Source organism: Mesorhizobium sp. M0088 (genome assembly GCF_040322895.1).
GTDB lineage: Bacteria > Pseudomonadota > Alphaproteobacteria > Rhizobiales > Rhizobiaceae > Mesorhizobium.
In genome coordinates, this window is record NZ_JAMYUI010000002.1 from 267,368 (window position 1) to 283,443 (window position 16,076).

Consider the following 16,076-nt stretch of genomic DNA (forward strand, 5'->3'; position numbering starts at 1 on the left):
ATGCTGGAGCGAGAAAAGAGCCCCTCGTAGGGGCTTTATTTTCGCAGGAACCGCTATTTCTGTTGTTTGTGCACCAGATTCATGACGTCGGCAATCTGGAAGGAGATGGGCTTTCCCAAAAGGAAGCTGGTCACCCACCTGTCAAGCAGCCCTTGAGTGGGCTTGATGCCGGTTCGGATTAACTTCCGATACTGTTTGAGCCGCTCGGGAGTAAGCAGAATACCCTCTTTCCTGGCTTGGGTCAGCAAGTCTTCGACCCGCCTTTGTGCCGCTTTTCCGATACACTTTTCGCGGATGTACCCAATCACGGATGTCAGGAAGAGCTCCTCACTGTGCAAGAGCAGGAGCTCTTCGCCCAGATGGCGCTGGAAAGAGCCCATGATATCCATTTCCGTGAACACGCTCGTGTAGAAGGGTACGACTACCCTTTCAACATAGCCTGCCCTCACGATCTTGTCCGGGGCCGCCAGCATGTAAAAGGGCGCCTCCTTCAGAATCGTTATGGGAACCGCCTGATGGAAGCCGTAGCAGGCAAAAGAAATGACGCAGAGATTGTTTCTCGTGGCGATATTGATCGCCCGGAGCTTCTCCATGAGAACCTCCCATGGGATGCTCTCATCTGAGGCCGCGATCGCGAGCCCTGTTTCTTTCCCCGCGTGGGTGTCGAAATGAATTATCGGGCTGAAACCCTTTACTCTGGCCGCCAAAGCAAGTTCATCGAGAAGACGCAAAAGGTCGACCGCCGTTTGGGGTTCTTCGACAAAAAACGGGAGGCGGATTGAATTGCAAAAGACCTCCAGATCTTCAACCAGACGGCGCGTCACGCCCACCTCGCTTTCCCTAAGCGAGGTGATCCAGACCAGTCCATTTACATGCAAAATCGAATTGATTTTGGGCGTATCATTCATGGGAAGTTTCTCCGGCAGCACTAGCATCTCGGGAGACCCGGATGCGCAAGGTGATGCCGGAAAGTGCCGGCGCGTACAAGAGACCTACTTGTCGGAAGGCTCGGCGCTGAGTATCGCCGCTGATTTCACCATCGGGAGCCAGATTGTCCATTACTTGCTGCCACCTCGCACACTGGCGCGCCTTTCGCCGGCCGCTTGCCTGTCCAGTAGCTACCTTGCCGAACCGGTTGGGCACTGTGAAATGTCCGCGCGGGTTGTCGGCGTCAGGCTGTGGTTGTATCGGCCAGGAGTGAGTTGGGCACCTCGGTGAACTGTGCCCGCTGTTTGGTGAGCCTATTCATCAGCGGTTGTCCCGCCGGCCCAGTCGGACGGACCGTTTTGGGTTACGTCACGACGACGCCCGGCCCCGACCTGAACGTCTGCTCATTCATATGCAGCGCTGAAAACAGACAGTCCCCTGCCGGCCCCTAAGCTGCCGAGCAGCAATGCGCCGCAAGTAGTTCGAGGCCTCCTTTGGCTGACCCAATAGCTGCCGGCAGGCGAGAACAAGGCAGCCGTAGGAGTGTCAGCATAGCGCCGCCGAACGCGGGATGCGGGACCAACAACCCCCGGCAAGAAGTGCCGTATGGATCGCGCAAGGGATCGTCACCGCATGGCCGAGACGCACGTTCCGGCGAAGCCGGACCTGGCTCGGGGAGCGTAGCGAGTAGAGCCTGGTCGGTGCAGCCGAATGCGCGTTAGCTGGTTTCTTGGCGAGGCTTTCGCTGGCGGAGCGACCGCTTGGCCGCCGGTTGTTCCCTCAGGACACGTAGGCGTTTGCCAAATTCGTGCAAACCGTACTGACCGAGTTTTGCCACGGCATTGATTTGCGCTGACGTTGGCTCAATTATTTTCGCGCCAAGCTGCTTATCGATGATCGCCACCATGAACGAGTGCGTAAACTTGCCTTCTTCGCTCACTCCATCACCATGCTCCTTCCGCTCGTGGTAGCGTTGGAGCTTCACCAATAGAAGCAGATTTCGATCCAGCTCTTTCAACATCCGTGCGAGGAATGAACGATCACAATAAAGCGCATGCCCACCATGCCGATTCTCACTTTCGCCCTCTCCCTGCCAGCCACCCCACCCTTCATACCGGAGTGCGAATGAACCACTTTTGTCGACCCATGCATGAGACCAAGGCTTCGTTGCGGAGAGCTGAAGCTTAGCGGCAATGAGCGTCGACGGGTGATAAATTGATATCGCAGATGGCGCACCCAACGGATCGTATCTGTCTAGACTCTCCGATTGCTGGGCATGTGTGATCCACGGATCGCAGGGCTCCATACCGTCGCGACGGAAGCGCGAATCCTCTTCTTCATCGTACGTTTCATAGAACGGCAGCCACATATGGAATGATGGTGAAGTTGCCACGGCAAGGGCAGACAACTCCGCATCCACTGGAGGAACGAGAGCCGACATAACACTGCAATTCACGCTGTCCGGGGAAGACCAGGACGCTTGCACAATTAAGTCTTTTGGCAATGTCTCGCTGAGCCCTGCAAGGGTCGCTAAGAATGGCTTGTCGTCAATTGGCAGATCACGTTCAGTGTCCGAGCCGGTACCGCGTCTTAGATCGTTGAGCGCCACCAAAGGACAATCACTGGTTCCATCCGAGATCCAATACCCATCCGCGCGTGAGATGCGATACTCGGATAACCAGTTTTGCCAGGGGTCATCGTAGTAGCTTTCGTCGGTAATTGGCCGCTCCAGAAGCAGCTGACCTCCAACCACCGCTAGCGCGTGCCATGCAAGATAGGTGCCGTGCGATTGATAGGCGTCATCGGTCGGCCGATAATATCCGCGCTGGCCGGATGGACGTTCCCTACCGGAGAAATCATTCATCGAGGTCACGCCCGGCGCCCACTTGCGTACCCATTCGTAGCAGAGGTCGCTTATCCTCCATTTCGGGAGACCGAAGAGCCTGGCCAGATTATCGATGTTTTGCTTCTCGAAATCGTAGTCGAAATAAAAGCGGGGTTCCGGCTCAGGAACATCCTTGGGCCGTTCCCAAGGGAAATCGCGCGCTCCGCTGTTGCGCGTTTTGGCGACTGGAAACTTGGATAGGTTTATCTTGGCGATCCTGGAAGTCAGCCTCTTGGCGTCCATATCGCGTTTTCCTGCAAGGCAGTGTCGCAATGCCTTGCACGCGGCCTCACGTAGGCCCGCATGTGGAAACATGTCGTCGAAAGCGATCGCTTCGAGCCTCGGGCGAAAGCGAGCGATATGCTCAGGCGAATCTAAAGCGATACGGGCGACGGCTAGCAGGAACCATAATTGGGCGTGATAGCCAAAGAAAGGCAGGGAGCGATCCTGAAATGCCCCGGCATCTGGCGCATCGAATAGGGCAAACATGCGTTCAATCACGTCCCACTGCTTGTACCGCGCAACCGAACGCACAGCATGCGCAGCACGCCATCGCTCCTTGGCGATCGGCGACCCAAGACGAAACCATAGCAGGCCAGCAGCGATGTTGTCGGGGTCTGCTCCAGCGTCCAGTTCATCTCGCCACGGCCCGTCGCCGATCGGATCGGCTAGCCTTGCTGCGCCGCTATCGAGCAGGCGTTCAAGCGCTATACGGGGCACGGAAGCATCGGCGCGTTTTGAAAGAATGGTTGCGATGCTTAGCCACGTCATCGCCGCAGCATTCAATTCTCGGGTCGTCGCTGCCTCGACCAACGCGATAGCGAGTTCGTCAATCGGGATGCTCGTCAATTCTGAGAGCTTGAAGAGATCGGAGCCAAAGCCCCATTTCCGGTTCAGCAATTCTTCGGCGTGTTCTCGCACCAGCCGCAGACCAAATCCGGAAAGCACCACCAGTTGGCTTGGCGAATCCTGAGTCCATTCGTCCTTAATTGCCTGTAGCAGATCGTTCTTTTGGAACAATTCCAGGTTCCGCGCTGCGACTATAACTTCAATATGCTTAGCCCGGTCACCGTAGAGAACGCGATCTCGCAACGCCTTATAAGCGTCAGATTTGTTGTAGGGCCAGCCGGCCAATGTCTCCAGCTTTTCAACAAAGCTCTCAAATGACGCAGCGTCCGTCGGGTCCAAATCTGCCAATGCCTTTGTTAACGTGGCCTGGCGCTCTGCGTCTTGTTTGCGAATGTTATTGCGGTCACTGAGCCCCGATGCCGAAGAACGATTTTCCCTCTCAACCTTTCGCGGCGCTTTGCCTCGCAGCGTAAATAGCTTGATGCGCTCAGCGAATTTCGCGGCCATTTTGGGATTGGTGCCCAATGCCTGACTCAACTCATTGAGGTAGTGACTTGACGATCTGCCCGGAAAGGAATGCTCGTATTGATCGAGGACGTCTTGCAGCACGGGCTCGGTGGCATTCCGTCCGATCATAGCCTTCACTAAGTCATGCCATCCCCAATTCATCAGGACCTGAGGATCAACCAACCAGAGCAGCGATACGCCAATCGCCGAGCTTAGAACGTTGTTCTCCACAAGGTATGTCAGTGCGGATGGCAAGGTTAGGCCTAGATCGACTTTGTCACGGTCATGCCAGCGGGCAATCTGCGCCAGGTAAGCGGCTCCCGACGCGCTCGTAAGTGCCCGCGCGGTAAGGGGCCAATGCCATTTGTGCGAGTCATACACGTTGATCTCGCATATTTTAGCCAGACGAAGCGCTAACTCCGGCTTCAATGTTCCGTCCCGCAAGGTGGCCGCGAAGTGCAGAAGCTCATTGGCAAATTCGTAGTCACCCGAGCCTATGGCATCGAGATCCCTCAGCCCGCGCTTGAAGATTAGCGCAGACTCGGCGCGATTTGCTTGCAGCAGCGCACGCGACAGGCTGGCGAACAGTTGGCTGCGACGCTGCACATCGTCCTCACGTTCGATAAGCCGAACAGCCAGCACCGCTAATTTCCCAGCTTCGCTATGACAGCTACGTGTTGCCGCGAACCGCCTTATGAGACAAATGACGCTTTCAGGTGCTACTACCTCGCAACGCTCTACGCATGAGAACAACCGTCTGGCCGAATTAGGAATGGCCAAATCGAGCGCCGCAAACATCTCGATTGCACAGCCTTTGTAGAGAGCGTCTGTGAATCGAAGTCCTTCTCGCTGCACATAAGCACCTCGCCTACTTGCATTGGTTTGAGCCGCCTCCCATGCATCGAGAAAGGCCAGGGTTGCATTATGAGCTTCGGTTTTCTTAGGCGCCGCAATTATGGACGTGAGCAGCCTGACCAACGCGAGGAGCGGCATGACACGGTCAGAAATCTTTTCGGAAGCATGATACCTGTCGGATGATGACAGCGTGCTTTTCTTGCGCCGCTCTTCGATTTCTATCGGTGCCTCCGCTTTTGACTTCTCCAACTCCTTCAAACGTTCACTGAGGAGCTTTTGCTGAGCCTCGTCGGTCGCAGGCCGTGGTACGTCGTCGACCAACACCCAAAGTTCTTTGGGTAGGCAATCGAAGAATTCGGCTATGCGAGACTCGTTCGCGCAGCGTGCGGCGGCACTCAATGCAAAAGGGACGAGTAGATCAATGTGCCACGCCTCGCGTAGCAACCACATGCCATACCGTTGTGGTGCGACGACCTGAAGCGTACGATCTGCCTCCTGTACCATGCCAAGACTTGCCATGCGGATGGCACAACGCAACGTCGCTTTGCGATAGGTATCTCGGTGCGAGTTGCCGGCATAGTCTTCGGGAAAGTGCTCGCCGGGTCTTATTTTTGCAGCGAGCTTCTTCAGTAGAACCTTTGCACGAGCAGGAGATGCGAAGCCCGGGAGGGCTGTGAACGCTGCTGCAATTAAAGCAGGCGGCGCCTTTGCCAACGAGACCGCTTTGTTCACGGTCTCTGCAAGCTTCGGCAAATTGCCGAATACTTCTGTGGCCATACAATGTTCAAATAGGCGACTGGCGATTAGGAACCCATAGTAGGGCTTCCACTGAGCGATGTACCGAGCAGCGTTAGCCGATCGCCCCTTTGCGAAAAGATAGAAGGCGATCGAAGCGTGATCGTCGTAGTCCGGTCCGCCCGTCCCATTCGTTTCTTCGTCTCTATTGTTATGCCATCGGTGCCAATCGTCCGCCCGCACGGCATGACCATATGCTTCGGCAGCATCGCCATCGGCTACACGCGCGACGCATGGTATCGGCAAAAGCTCGAGATGACCGACGAGGCTATTCGGAATGGCGTCTATCTCAAGATGCTTTCGCAGCGCGAGGCGCTGTCGATCGTCGCAACGCCAATCCTCGACACTCTGATCGCAAGCGGCCGCTACGAAGACGCCGTCGCCGTCGCCGATGTGCTGATCGAGGCCTATCCGGCCAACGCCTATACGCTGGTGAAGAAGGGTACGGCCTACTACCGGCTGCTCGATGCAAACATCATCCAGAAATACCCAAAGCAAAGCGACATTCCGGCCGACCGGATCGCCTATGCGAACGAGCTTTACAAAGCCAATCGGGAAGCCTTCGCCAAGGCGGAAGCACTGGGTTGGCGCGAGCCAAAGCTGAATTGACGTCACGATATACACTTGCTGGGCAGGGGGATTTGATGGGATCGATCGGCAATAGGATGGTTCGATGTACACTCGCTGTGTTGCTGACCATCTCCATGATGGTGACGGGCACGGTCGGAGCTTATGCTTCAGCGACGTACGGGCTGCACCTACGAAAGCACGATGTGCGGTCTGACGTTCATACGGTACGGTTCATCTCGCCGGACGACTGGGATCCGACCAAGCCAGGAGTTGGCACCAACCGATATGCGTACGCGCAGAACGATCCCATTAACAAAAGCGACCCAAACGGACATAACGCTGCCGTCGTTTGGGGAGGTCGAATTGCATTGGGAGTAGCTTGTGCTGGCGGCGGGTGTGAAGCTCTTGCAGTAGCTGCGGTGGTAGGCATCGTGGGCTATGGCATCTACTCAATGATGCCTGATGATGATCAAGCGCCTCCAGAAAATAAAGACGTAGAGGATGCAGGCTATCAAGATGCCGTTGACGCTGCGACGAAAGGCGCGACGGGTAAAGAAAAAATGAACTTAGGCCTCGATCCTGAGCAGGCAGACAAAAATATGGCCGGAGTTAAGGCGTTACCTGGAGCTGATCCCAAAAAAATCGACACGGTATATGGACCGGGAACAGCGGTCTCCTTCCCGGACGGCACCACTGTAGTTGATCGACCAGGATCGAAATCGAGAGGGATTAGAACAATCGAGGTTCAAAAAACAACAGAAAAAGGCAAAAGAAAAACCACATACGAGATTGGAGTAAACCCAAAGGCCGAGAAATCTGATATAACCGATAAAAAAGATACGTCAAAATCTGATAGCGCCCAAGGATCGAACAACGAAACTCAGAAAAGCAAGACACAATGAAAACTGATATAGAAAACCGAAAATATGTCGGAACGAAAATTCCCAAAGGAGCTAGAATAGCTACGATAGAATTGGACAGCATATGTGTAAATATTTTAGAAGAAACATATGCGTTGGAAAACGCTCCGACTGCAGACTTCCCGAATGGTGAAATTCTTGTCCCCAAAACCCTCGACTATCGGTTGATACCGGGAGATTTGGAGCTTAGAGATGACGAGGATGGTTATGACGATGAAAGGGTTTTTGATGATTTTTTCGAGAAAACTAGTGTAGAGTGTTTCTATTGGAACGCCTTTGGGAAGATTGACAAAGATATTATATTTTTGGCTCCGTACTCGTCTGAAAATAGATTATGGATGATGAACGCTAGATTTAAAGACAATATTGGAATAACATCAGTCGGCGGTGAATTTTCAATAGTTGGGGATATTTTTATGAGATATTGCATAGTTGCAGGAAGCAGGTATTTCATAGAACAATTCGATAACGCTTGGGGCGGTGTAGATAAAATAAAGAGCGACTTTGTCACGTATGTGACAAGCATGCCGAGGCCGGAAAATAAAGAATGGGCGCTAAAATATCTCGTCCCATTGCTAGAAAAGTATGAAACGAGCTAATTTTCGCCGTTGCCCATTTCGGCTACGTTCTCAACTGCATAACTTGCCCACTGAATTACGGTGCAGCGCTCTTTTTGCCATGTCGATCCAGCGCGTGGACGGGTAAGCCCCCACCGCGGTCTCGCAGGAGATGGCGCTGGTCCAGCTAGCTCGGTCCCGTATAATATTCAGATCGCAAACCGGCAGCTTGCCCTCCGCCGCCAACCCTGTGGATACACCACCATCATTCCTGACATCGGCTTGCAAGAAGCCCTAGGCTTGATGTCAGGGGAATCAAGTGTATGGCAATTGAGCCCGGTCATCGCGTCGTGTTGTGCACGTTGCTGGCGCTTGCCGGCTGCACCTCCGCGCCGGGCAAGGACTTCTTCACCGAGACCCATCGACAGCCTGCATGCCAGGAACTCGCCGTTGCGGGCGGGCTACACCGGGCCTGGCGCCGTTATCTCGGCCGCCGGCCAGGCGCAGCGCTTCAACGGCACCGCAGTATCAGGGCTCGGGCCAGTTCGTCTCCTCCGGCGCCCCGGTCACCAAGGTGACGACCGATGGCTCCGGGCAATTTGAGCTCAATTTGATCAATGCGCCGATCACCGAGGCGGCCAAGGCGGTGCTCGGCGACGCGCTGCACCTCAACTACATCGTCGACCCGCGCGTGCAGGGCACGGTGACGCTGCAGACCTCGCAGCCGGTGTCGAAGGATGCGCTGGTCGACATCCTGCAATCGGCGCTTGCGGTCAACGGCGCCGGCATCACCAGCCGCGCCGGCACCTACCAGGTCGTGCCGCTTTCCGAGATCATGTCCGGCACACCGCCGGTCAGCGTGCCATCGGTTTCGCCGTCCGGCCCCGGCGTCAAGGTGCAGGTGCTGCAGCTGCAGTTCATCGCCGCCGACGAGATGAAGACCATTCTCGAACCGATCACCCGCCAAGGCTCGGTGCTCCGGGTCGATTCCACCCGCAATTTAATCACCGTTGCTCGCAAAGACAGTGAACTTAGTGCCATCCGCGCTGAGGAGGCTTGGCCCTCTCCGGAGGCTCTTCATAGGTCCACCATAAACGGCGCCATCGACGGCATTGTCGGGACCTCGGGTCTGTCCGACACCGCGAGTTCTCGTTTGCGTCTGGCTAATGACCAGTGCCGAATTTACCGAATTCCTTACGCTGAGCCACCCCGCCGAGTGCCTGCCTTACTTAGAGCGGTGGTCAGTTCGACCTTGGCAGCGAAAGGGCATCTATCGGTGAGTGGTGCCGACGATGGCTTGCAGTTCGGCCGCCTATTCTCGCCGTCATAACGCGCGGCAACAGTGAGAGTTGATCTGAAGGGATTCGGGCATATTCTCCCTCTTGCCCAAATATTTCTGTGGACAACTGTTTGGCAACGAGAGCGTGTCGTATCTCCCAAATGAAAGGCGAGTATCGATAAGCAACTTGGCTCGGGGGAATCATGAAACGTTTGCTTGTTGGCGCGGCAGTGCTTGTCGCGAGTGTCGTTGGCGCGGATATTTCTTTTGTCGCTAATCTTGGTGGAAGTGCTGGGATGGCGGCGCTTGCGCAGGAGAGCCAAGGCGCTTCTACGAGTGCTGGAGCCTCTGGTGGCGGCTACGGCAATGGTGGGGCGGCGCTGGGATCCGACGGGCAAGCCGCGGGCGGCGCCGCACCCTCTGGATCTTCGCAGCAGGCGCCTTCAATTGGCGGCGGCACTGATGACGCGCTGGCGGCCGGTAGCAGCCCTGACGCGGCGGCCAAGGTTGGCGCCAAGCCGGCTGATGCCAAGGCAGCCGATAGCAAGGACGCCAAGACGACCAAATCCGGCACGGCGGCAGAGACGACCGATACCGAGGCGGCTCCGGAAGACCCTGAGGCACAAGCTGCAGCCGCAGCTGCTGCCACGACGACCGACAGTGGCGATCCCGAAGCGATCGGCACTCCGAAGGTGGATCTGCCGAAGGCAGCTGGCAACGGCAATCTGGGCTATGCCATCGGCATCGATGTGCCCGCCTTCCATGGCATCGAGCCGCAGATCGCGCTGAACTACAACTCCTCGCGCAAGACCAAGATCGGCGGCCTCTATCAGGGCTGGCTTGGCTATGCCTGGGGGCTCGATGGTTTTGATGTGATCGAGCGGGCAACACCCGGCTACGGCATGCCGGCTTACGATGCGACCGACATCTATCTGCTCGACGGCCAGGCGATGGTCACTTGCGTTGCCGGCATGGTGTCGCCCTCCTGCTCGACCGGAGGCACGCATGCGACGGAGAATGAATCCTATCGCCGCATTGCGCTTAACAGCACCACCAATGAATGGAAGCTGACCGATCGCGACGCCACCGTCTCGACATTTCGCTCGGTGGCGGCGGTTGCGAACCTGACACCGACCGCCGGCACGCCGGCGTATGATCTAGCCCAAAACTACCGCTGGCTGCTGACCTCGGTTACCGACACCAACGGCAACACAGTTACCTACAGCTATACCTGTCCGGCGAGCCCGGTCTGCTACCCCGACAGCGTCAGCTACAACGGCACTGTGGTAAAATTCTATCTGGAAACCCGTCCGGACATGATCCTAATGGGCAATGGCCGCGACATCTCGGAGACCAGCCAGCGCATCAAGGCGATCTCGGTCAAAGTGAGCGGAGCGCTGCGCAGCGCCTACAAACTGACCTACGACCAGGCGCCGTTTTCAAACACCTCGCGCCTCACCGCCGTTACCCGCTACGGCACCGATGCGACGGTCGCAACTGACGGCACCATCACCGGCGGCACCGCAAAGGTGCTCGGCCAGATGACCTATCAGAATACCGACGGGGTCTATGCGACCGTCAGCACTCCGCAAGGTCCGCCAACGCGCAGTGGAATTAGCGAGGTCGCACCGAGGCAAGTCGGTGATCTAGACTCAGATGGTCGTGACGAAATTTTTGGCGAAGGCACAACCACGACGACAAGTCACAGCGGCGGAAGCGGCGGTGAAACAATCACGACAAAGACGACCTTTGAAAAAATATTTAAGTTTTCGTCAGCTGGTGTTTCAACAGGATCCACATCCCTTCAGATAGACTCTTATAATGATAGTGGTACTGGCAAGGCTGACAGCGGTGATTTCCTCGATGCGGGTCGATTTTCCACAGGAAAAAATACAGCTGACTTTGTTTACGTTGAAAAAGAGACCGTAACATTTGGTCAGAACGGCAACACTCGAACTTCTGCATACAGCTCAATCCTCACGAGCGATCCACAACTGACCTTGACAAAACGCACATGCATTCCCTCCGCACCCCCTGGTTACCAAGGTATTTGCGCAACACTGCCTAATACCGCCACTCTGACGGATCTTTATGGGATCCCTACCTTTCTGGCGGACACAGACGGCGATGGTCTTGACACTGTAGACTACTCTCAGGGGAGGTTGGTCGGGATAGGGGATTTCCTCGGGAACGGTCGTCAGGTCCCACTGCTTGCCGCAGGCAGTTTCAAAAAGGGCGCACTTTCGAACGGAAAATGGCAGGGGAGTGGCGCTTCTTTCGCACTCGATTGCTCCTCCGAGAGCCGGGACACGCTGGGCTCAGGTTTATGCACTTTTGCGGATGTGAATGGTGATGGCGCCACTGATATTGTTCGCTTTCGAGCCAACGGCGGTGGCACCGCTATATGGCTGTCGACCGGCATAGGTTTTAAGAGTTTCACACTGCCATCGATCGCTGGTTCCTCGGCGATCCTTCGCGATTTCGATAATGACGGCCGCATGGATATGATAACGGTCGGGGGAAGCATATATACCGCTTACGATAGGGTCGGCATAGTCAGATTGTTTTCTCTACGCCTGACATCGACAACAATATCGCCTGTTCAATTTACGTTGCCGGTTGGAATCAGCGCCAGCACCATCGTTGGCGACTTCAACGGCGATGGTCTGCCTGACTTCACCGACTACAGCCACATGTTCATCTCGAACGCCGGCACGGGGAATCCGAACCTGCTGAAGCAGATCGCCACGGAACTGGGCGGCACGGTTGCGGTTGAGTATTCGCCGTCATCGACCTGGGTCAATAACTACCTGCCGCAACTCGTGCATGCGGTGACAAAACTATCGGTTGGTGACGGCCGCGGCCAGACGGCGGTGTCGAGCTATACCTATGCCGGTGGCAAATACGATCCTGCGGCGCGCAGGTTCCTGGGTTTCGCCTCGATCGTCGAGACAAAACCACTGGCCAATGGCGAGACGGCGGCCTCGAAGATCGAGACCACCTATCGGCAGGATCTGGCGAGCTACGGCCTGCCGTCACTGACGGTGTGGAAGGACGGCGCAGGCGTCGTGCACAAACAGGTCGCGGAGACCTATGTGGTCAACACGGCGACCAAACCCTACACGGTGCAGAACACGGCGACCGACACGACGCTGACCGAGAACATTTCTCGCGCACTGCGGGTCGAGCGGGTGTTCGATGCCTACAACAATATCACCAGCATCAAGGACTATGGCCGCACCGATGTCAGCGGCGACGAAACGTTTGCGGAGCGTTTCTTCTCGCCCAACACCAGCACCTACATCGTCTCGGCCAACATCGCCGAGCGCACGCATGCCGGGCTCAATGGCAGCGACCCCTACATCAGCTATCAGCATAACTACTATGACGGCAGCACCGACGTCTGGGGAGTGCCGACAAAGGGCAATCTGACCCGGGTGCTGAACTTCAGCGATGCCGCCTTGACCAAGACGGTCAGCCAGTATTTTGCCTACGACACTTATGGCAACAAGGTGTCCGCCATCAATGGTCTCGGTCACAAGACCGAGTGGGACTATGATGCCACCTATCACCTCTATCCGGTAAGCCAGCGGGCGCCGCGCTATTTTGCCACCGGCGGGCAGACTGCCGACACCCGCTTTGTCTCGACCGCCACCTACAATGCCGTGTGCGGCCTGCCGGCGACCAGGACAGACCTGAATGGTCTTGTCAAAACCTTCACCTATGACGCCTTCTGCCGGCCCTACCAGGTCTTGCAGAGCGTGACGGGCGCCTATGCCAAGACGCGCTTCGAGAACGAGGGCAATCCGGCAACACAGGCGCTGGTCAAATACACGCCCCTGCCCAATGGTGCGAGTGGGGGCGCCGGCGAAGATTTTACCCGCTCCTACTATGACGGGCTTGGCCGGGTCTATCGGGTGGAGACGCCCGGAGAGACGGCGGCTGGCGCCAGACGCATTGCCGACACCGACTACGACATGCGTGGCAATGTGCTGCGTACAGCCTTCCCGCGGTTTGTCGGCGACACCGCGCAGTGGACCACCAACTCCTATGACTGGGCCGACCGGCTGGTTAAGACGGTGTTCGCCGATGCCAGCCAGACGATCTTCGCCCACAGCCTCGATGGCGGCACCGGCACCAATCCGCGGCTGTTCGCGGTGACGCAGACCGACCAGATCAATGCGACGGCGACGCGCCAGTCGAAGAGCGTGTCCTCGACGCGCGGCGATGTCGTGCAGATCGTTCGCGATCTCGGTGGGCTCGGCCTCACGGAGAGCCGCAGCTACGATCTGCTCGGTCGGCTGATCGGGGTGACCGATCCCGGCGGTTCCAACTGGACCTACAGCTACGACCTGCTCGGCAACCGGCTGTCGGCGTCCGATCCCGATCTTGGCAGTTGGTCCTATGTATATGATGCCGCCAACCGGCTGATCAGCCAGACCGATGCCAGGGGCACGGTGACCACGCTCGGCTATGATCAGATGGACCGGCTGACGCTGAAGACGGCCACCGTCTCCGGCGGCAGCCCGGTGACGTTGACGCAGAACACCTACGACCAGGCAGCCGCCGGCTTCCAAAACATCGGCCAGTTGACCACCTCCACAAACCCGGCGGCGACGCAGGCCTTCAAATATGATGGCTTCGGCAAGGTTGCACGTCAGGATGCCACCATCGGCACGCTGACCCACGCCACGACCAGCCTGCGCGATGCCTCGGGGCAGACGCTGGCGACGCAATATCTGCCGGTGCAGCTCGACTTCGGCACGACAGCCGCACCGCTGCAATACACCGCCGGCAACAAGCTCGCCTCCGCATCTGGCTTCATCACCTCGACCCTCTACGAGGCCGATGGCCAGACAAAAGAGATCAACTACGCCAACGGCGTAAAAACCGCCTTCACCTATTCGCCGACACGGCGCTGGGTGACGCGGGTCACCACCTCGAGGGGCGCGACTGTCCTGCTCGACGATCAGTATGCGCGCGACAATCTCGGCCGCATCATCGGCACGACGGGGCTGACAGCCTCCGACAGTTGGACCTATGGCTATGACAATGCCGACCGGCTGACGGCAAGCACCAATCTGGGCAGCACCACGCTCAGCGAAACATTCGTCTATGCCGCCAACGACAATCTGACCTCACGCACCCGTGTGGCCGGCACCTATGTCTATCCCTCGGCGACAGCACCACGCCCGCATGCGCCAACAAGTGTCGGCGCCAATGCGATGGCCTATGATGCCAATGGCAATCTCACCTCGGACGGCAGCCGCACGCTCGTCTGGGACGAGGCCAACCGGCTCAAGACCGTCAGCCTCGCCTCCAACACCGTCAACCTCGCTTATGGGCCCGACGGAGCGCGCGCGAAAAAATCCTCGAGTTTTGCCACGACACTCTATCCCGATGCCTCTGTCGAGATCGATCCGGCGACACCGGGTGCGGAGATTTATGTCAGGTATCCGCATCCCGACATCAAGGTGACGGGCACGACAAAGGCCTTCCTGCATCGCGATCACCTGGCATCAGTGCGCATGGTCACCGATGCCTCGGGCAATATCGCCGAGGCCACCAACTACGCCACCTATGGCGAGCGTCTCAATTCCGGCTTCCAGACCCAGAAGAGCTATATCGGCGAGCGCTTCGACCCCGAGACCGGACTGATGTATCTCAATGACAGATACATGGATCCGGTACTGGGGAGGTTCATCTCACCGGATGATTGGGATCCGACGCTCCCGGGTGTGGGGACCAATCGATATGCTTACGCCCAGAACGATCCGGTCAACAAAGCGGATAGCAATGGGCATTCTCTGCACTCCACAGATGATACGGTCTCGAAACTCGGCGGCGATTCTACTAAGTCCTCCAGCAAAGCTGGCACGGACGGCTCTAAGACAGCGAAGAAGACTACCAATGGTCTACCCAGTCTCGTTACCAATAAGAAAACTTGCAGCAGCGGTTGCGTTAGAACGGTTCAAGCCGTCGGGGTACCGCTTCTCGGCGGATTTATCCCCCTTGCGCCCCAAGCAATTCCAGGCAGTCCGGCGCAAAAGCAAAACGAAAAGTACGGTCGAGATATTGAGAGTTTGCTTAAAGGATTGATATCGCACAATAGTGACGAATCTGAAGAAGCAAGTGGGGAAAAGTCTGACGCTGGCCCCACGGAAGAGAACTCCAGTACACCGGAAGTGACGGATCAAGCTAGCGACATATCAAAGAAGATAAACAAAAATACAGTAACGATAGACGACGGAGATATAGTAACATACTATGATCTGAAGGGAGCTATCCACAAAGGAATACCAACTCCTCATGTTCAATACGGAATTCGCAACACAAACCCTGTAACTGGTGAAGTTAATGTAAACAAAGATAGATCTTATGTGAGAGGAATGACGCAACATGATATAGATCGCGTGAAATCGCATCTAGGGATGGAGTGATGGGCTATGACTTCCATTAAAGACAAGTGGTCGATGTCGGACTATCCCTCAATGGGATGGCATGACTGTCGGATCTATAGTGTTTCTTTTCTAAATGAAAGCAACATTGTGTCTTTTGATATCGACTATATATTTGATTATAAAATGGATGAGCGGGAAGAAAATCGCTTTCTTGTCGCTCCAGCAAATTTGCATTTGTTTGACGCCTTTGACTTTACTCTGGAGGTAAAATCGGGGGAATTGGTCGGTGTAACAATTGAAAATATGACAATATCATATCTTAGAAAGAGTAAGAATGGTGCGGTCGACATATTTCTTTGCGTCATCGAACTAGATGTAGGGAAGTTGTCCGTAAAAACATCGGGATTTGAGATGATTTTGAGGCAGCCTCCGGCTTTTTCTCCCACCCAAGACCTCGGGAGACCAGTTTGAATTACGGTGACGGCGCACTTTTTCTCTAGCTCGCCCGGCCACCGTTGTGAAAACCTTCGC

At 56.2% G+C, this 16,076-nt stretch carries 8 protein-coding genes; 6 read left to right on the forward strand and 2 right to left on the reverse strand.

Features of this window, described 5'->3' with window-relative positions:
* Window positions 1-53: 53 nt before the first annotated feature.
* Together NKJ67_RS03980 and NKJ67_RS03985 are read right to left on the reverse strand one after the other, a co-directional pair.
* Window positions 54-908: a hypothetical protein gene (locus NKJ67_RS03980; RefSeq protein WP_352580572.1), complete on the reverse strand. Its 855-nt coding sequence runs from the start codon at window positions 906-908 to the stop codon at window positions 54-56.
* Window positions 909-1,645: 737 nt separating this feature from the next.
* Window positions 1,646-5,800 carry a hypothetical protein gene (locus tag NKJ67_RS03985; RefSeq protein ID WP_352580573.1) on the reverse strand — a complete coding sequence of 1,385 codons (4,155 nt, stop codon included), beginning with the start codon at window positions 5,798-5,800 and terminating at the stop codon, window positions 1,646-1,648.
* 204 nt (window positions 5,801-6,004) lie between these two features.
* Here NKJ67_RS03985 and NKJ67_RS03990 point away from each other — a divergent pair, with 204 nt between their 5' ends.
* The 6 genes from NKJ67_RS03990 (at window position 6,005) to NKJ67_RS04015 (ending at window position 16,016) form a co-directional block, all read left to right on the forward strand.
* The gene (locus tag NKJ67_RS03990; protein ID WP_352580574.1) at window positions 6,005-6,427 is read left to right on the forward strand and encodes a hypothetical protein; all 423 of its coding nucleotides are present in this window, start codon (window positions 6,005-6,007) and stop codon (window positions 6,425-6,427) included.
* 35 nt (window positions 6,428-6,462) lie between these two features.
* Window positions 6,463-7,290 (forward strand): RHS repeat-associated core domain-containing protein, encoded by an 828-nt coding sequence (locus NKJ67_RS03995; protein ID WP_352580575.1) that lies wholly within the window; start codon window positions 6,463-6,465, stop codon window positions 7,288-7,290.
* Window positions 7,287-7,907, forward strand: coding sequence for a hypothetical protein (locus NKJ67_RS04000; protein ID WP_352580576.1), 621 nt, complete (start codon window positions 7,287-7,289; stop codon window positions 7,905-7,907). Before NKJ67_RS03995 ends, NKJ67_RS04000 begins: the two co-directional genes overlap by 4 nt.
* Window positions 7,908-8,439: 532 nt before the next feature.
* Entirely contained in the window at window positions 8,440-9,195 is a 756-nt protein-coding gene (locus NKJ67_RS04005) for a type II secretion system protein D (protein ID WP_352580577.1), read from the forward strand.
* A 152-nt stretch (window positions 9,196-9,347) separates the two neighbouring features.
* The gene (locus NKJ67_RS04010; protein WP_352580578.1) at window positions 9,348-15,584 is read left to right on the forward strand and encodes an RHS repeat-associated core domain-containing protein; all 6,237 of its coding nucleotides are present in this window, start codon (window positions 9,348-9,350) and stop codon (window positions 15,582-15,584) included.
* 6 nt (window positions 15,585-15,590) lie between these two features.
* On the forward strand, window positions 15,591-16,016 hold the full coding sequence (locus tag NKJ67_RS04015) for a hypothetical protein (protein ID WP_352580579.1): 426 nt from the start codon (window positions 15,591-15,593) through the stop codon (window positions 16,014-16,016).
* Window positions 16,017-16,076 lie beyond the last annotated feature (60 nt).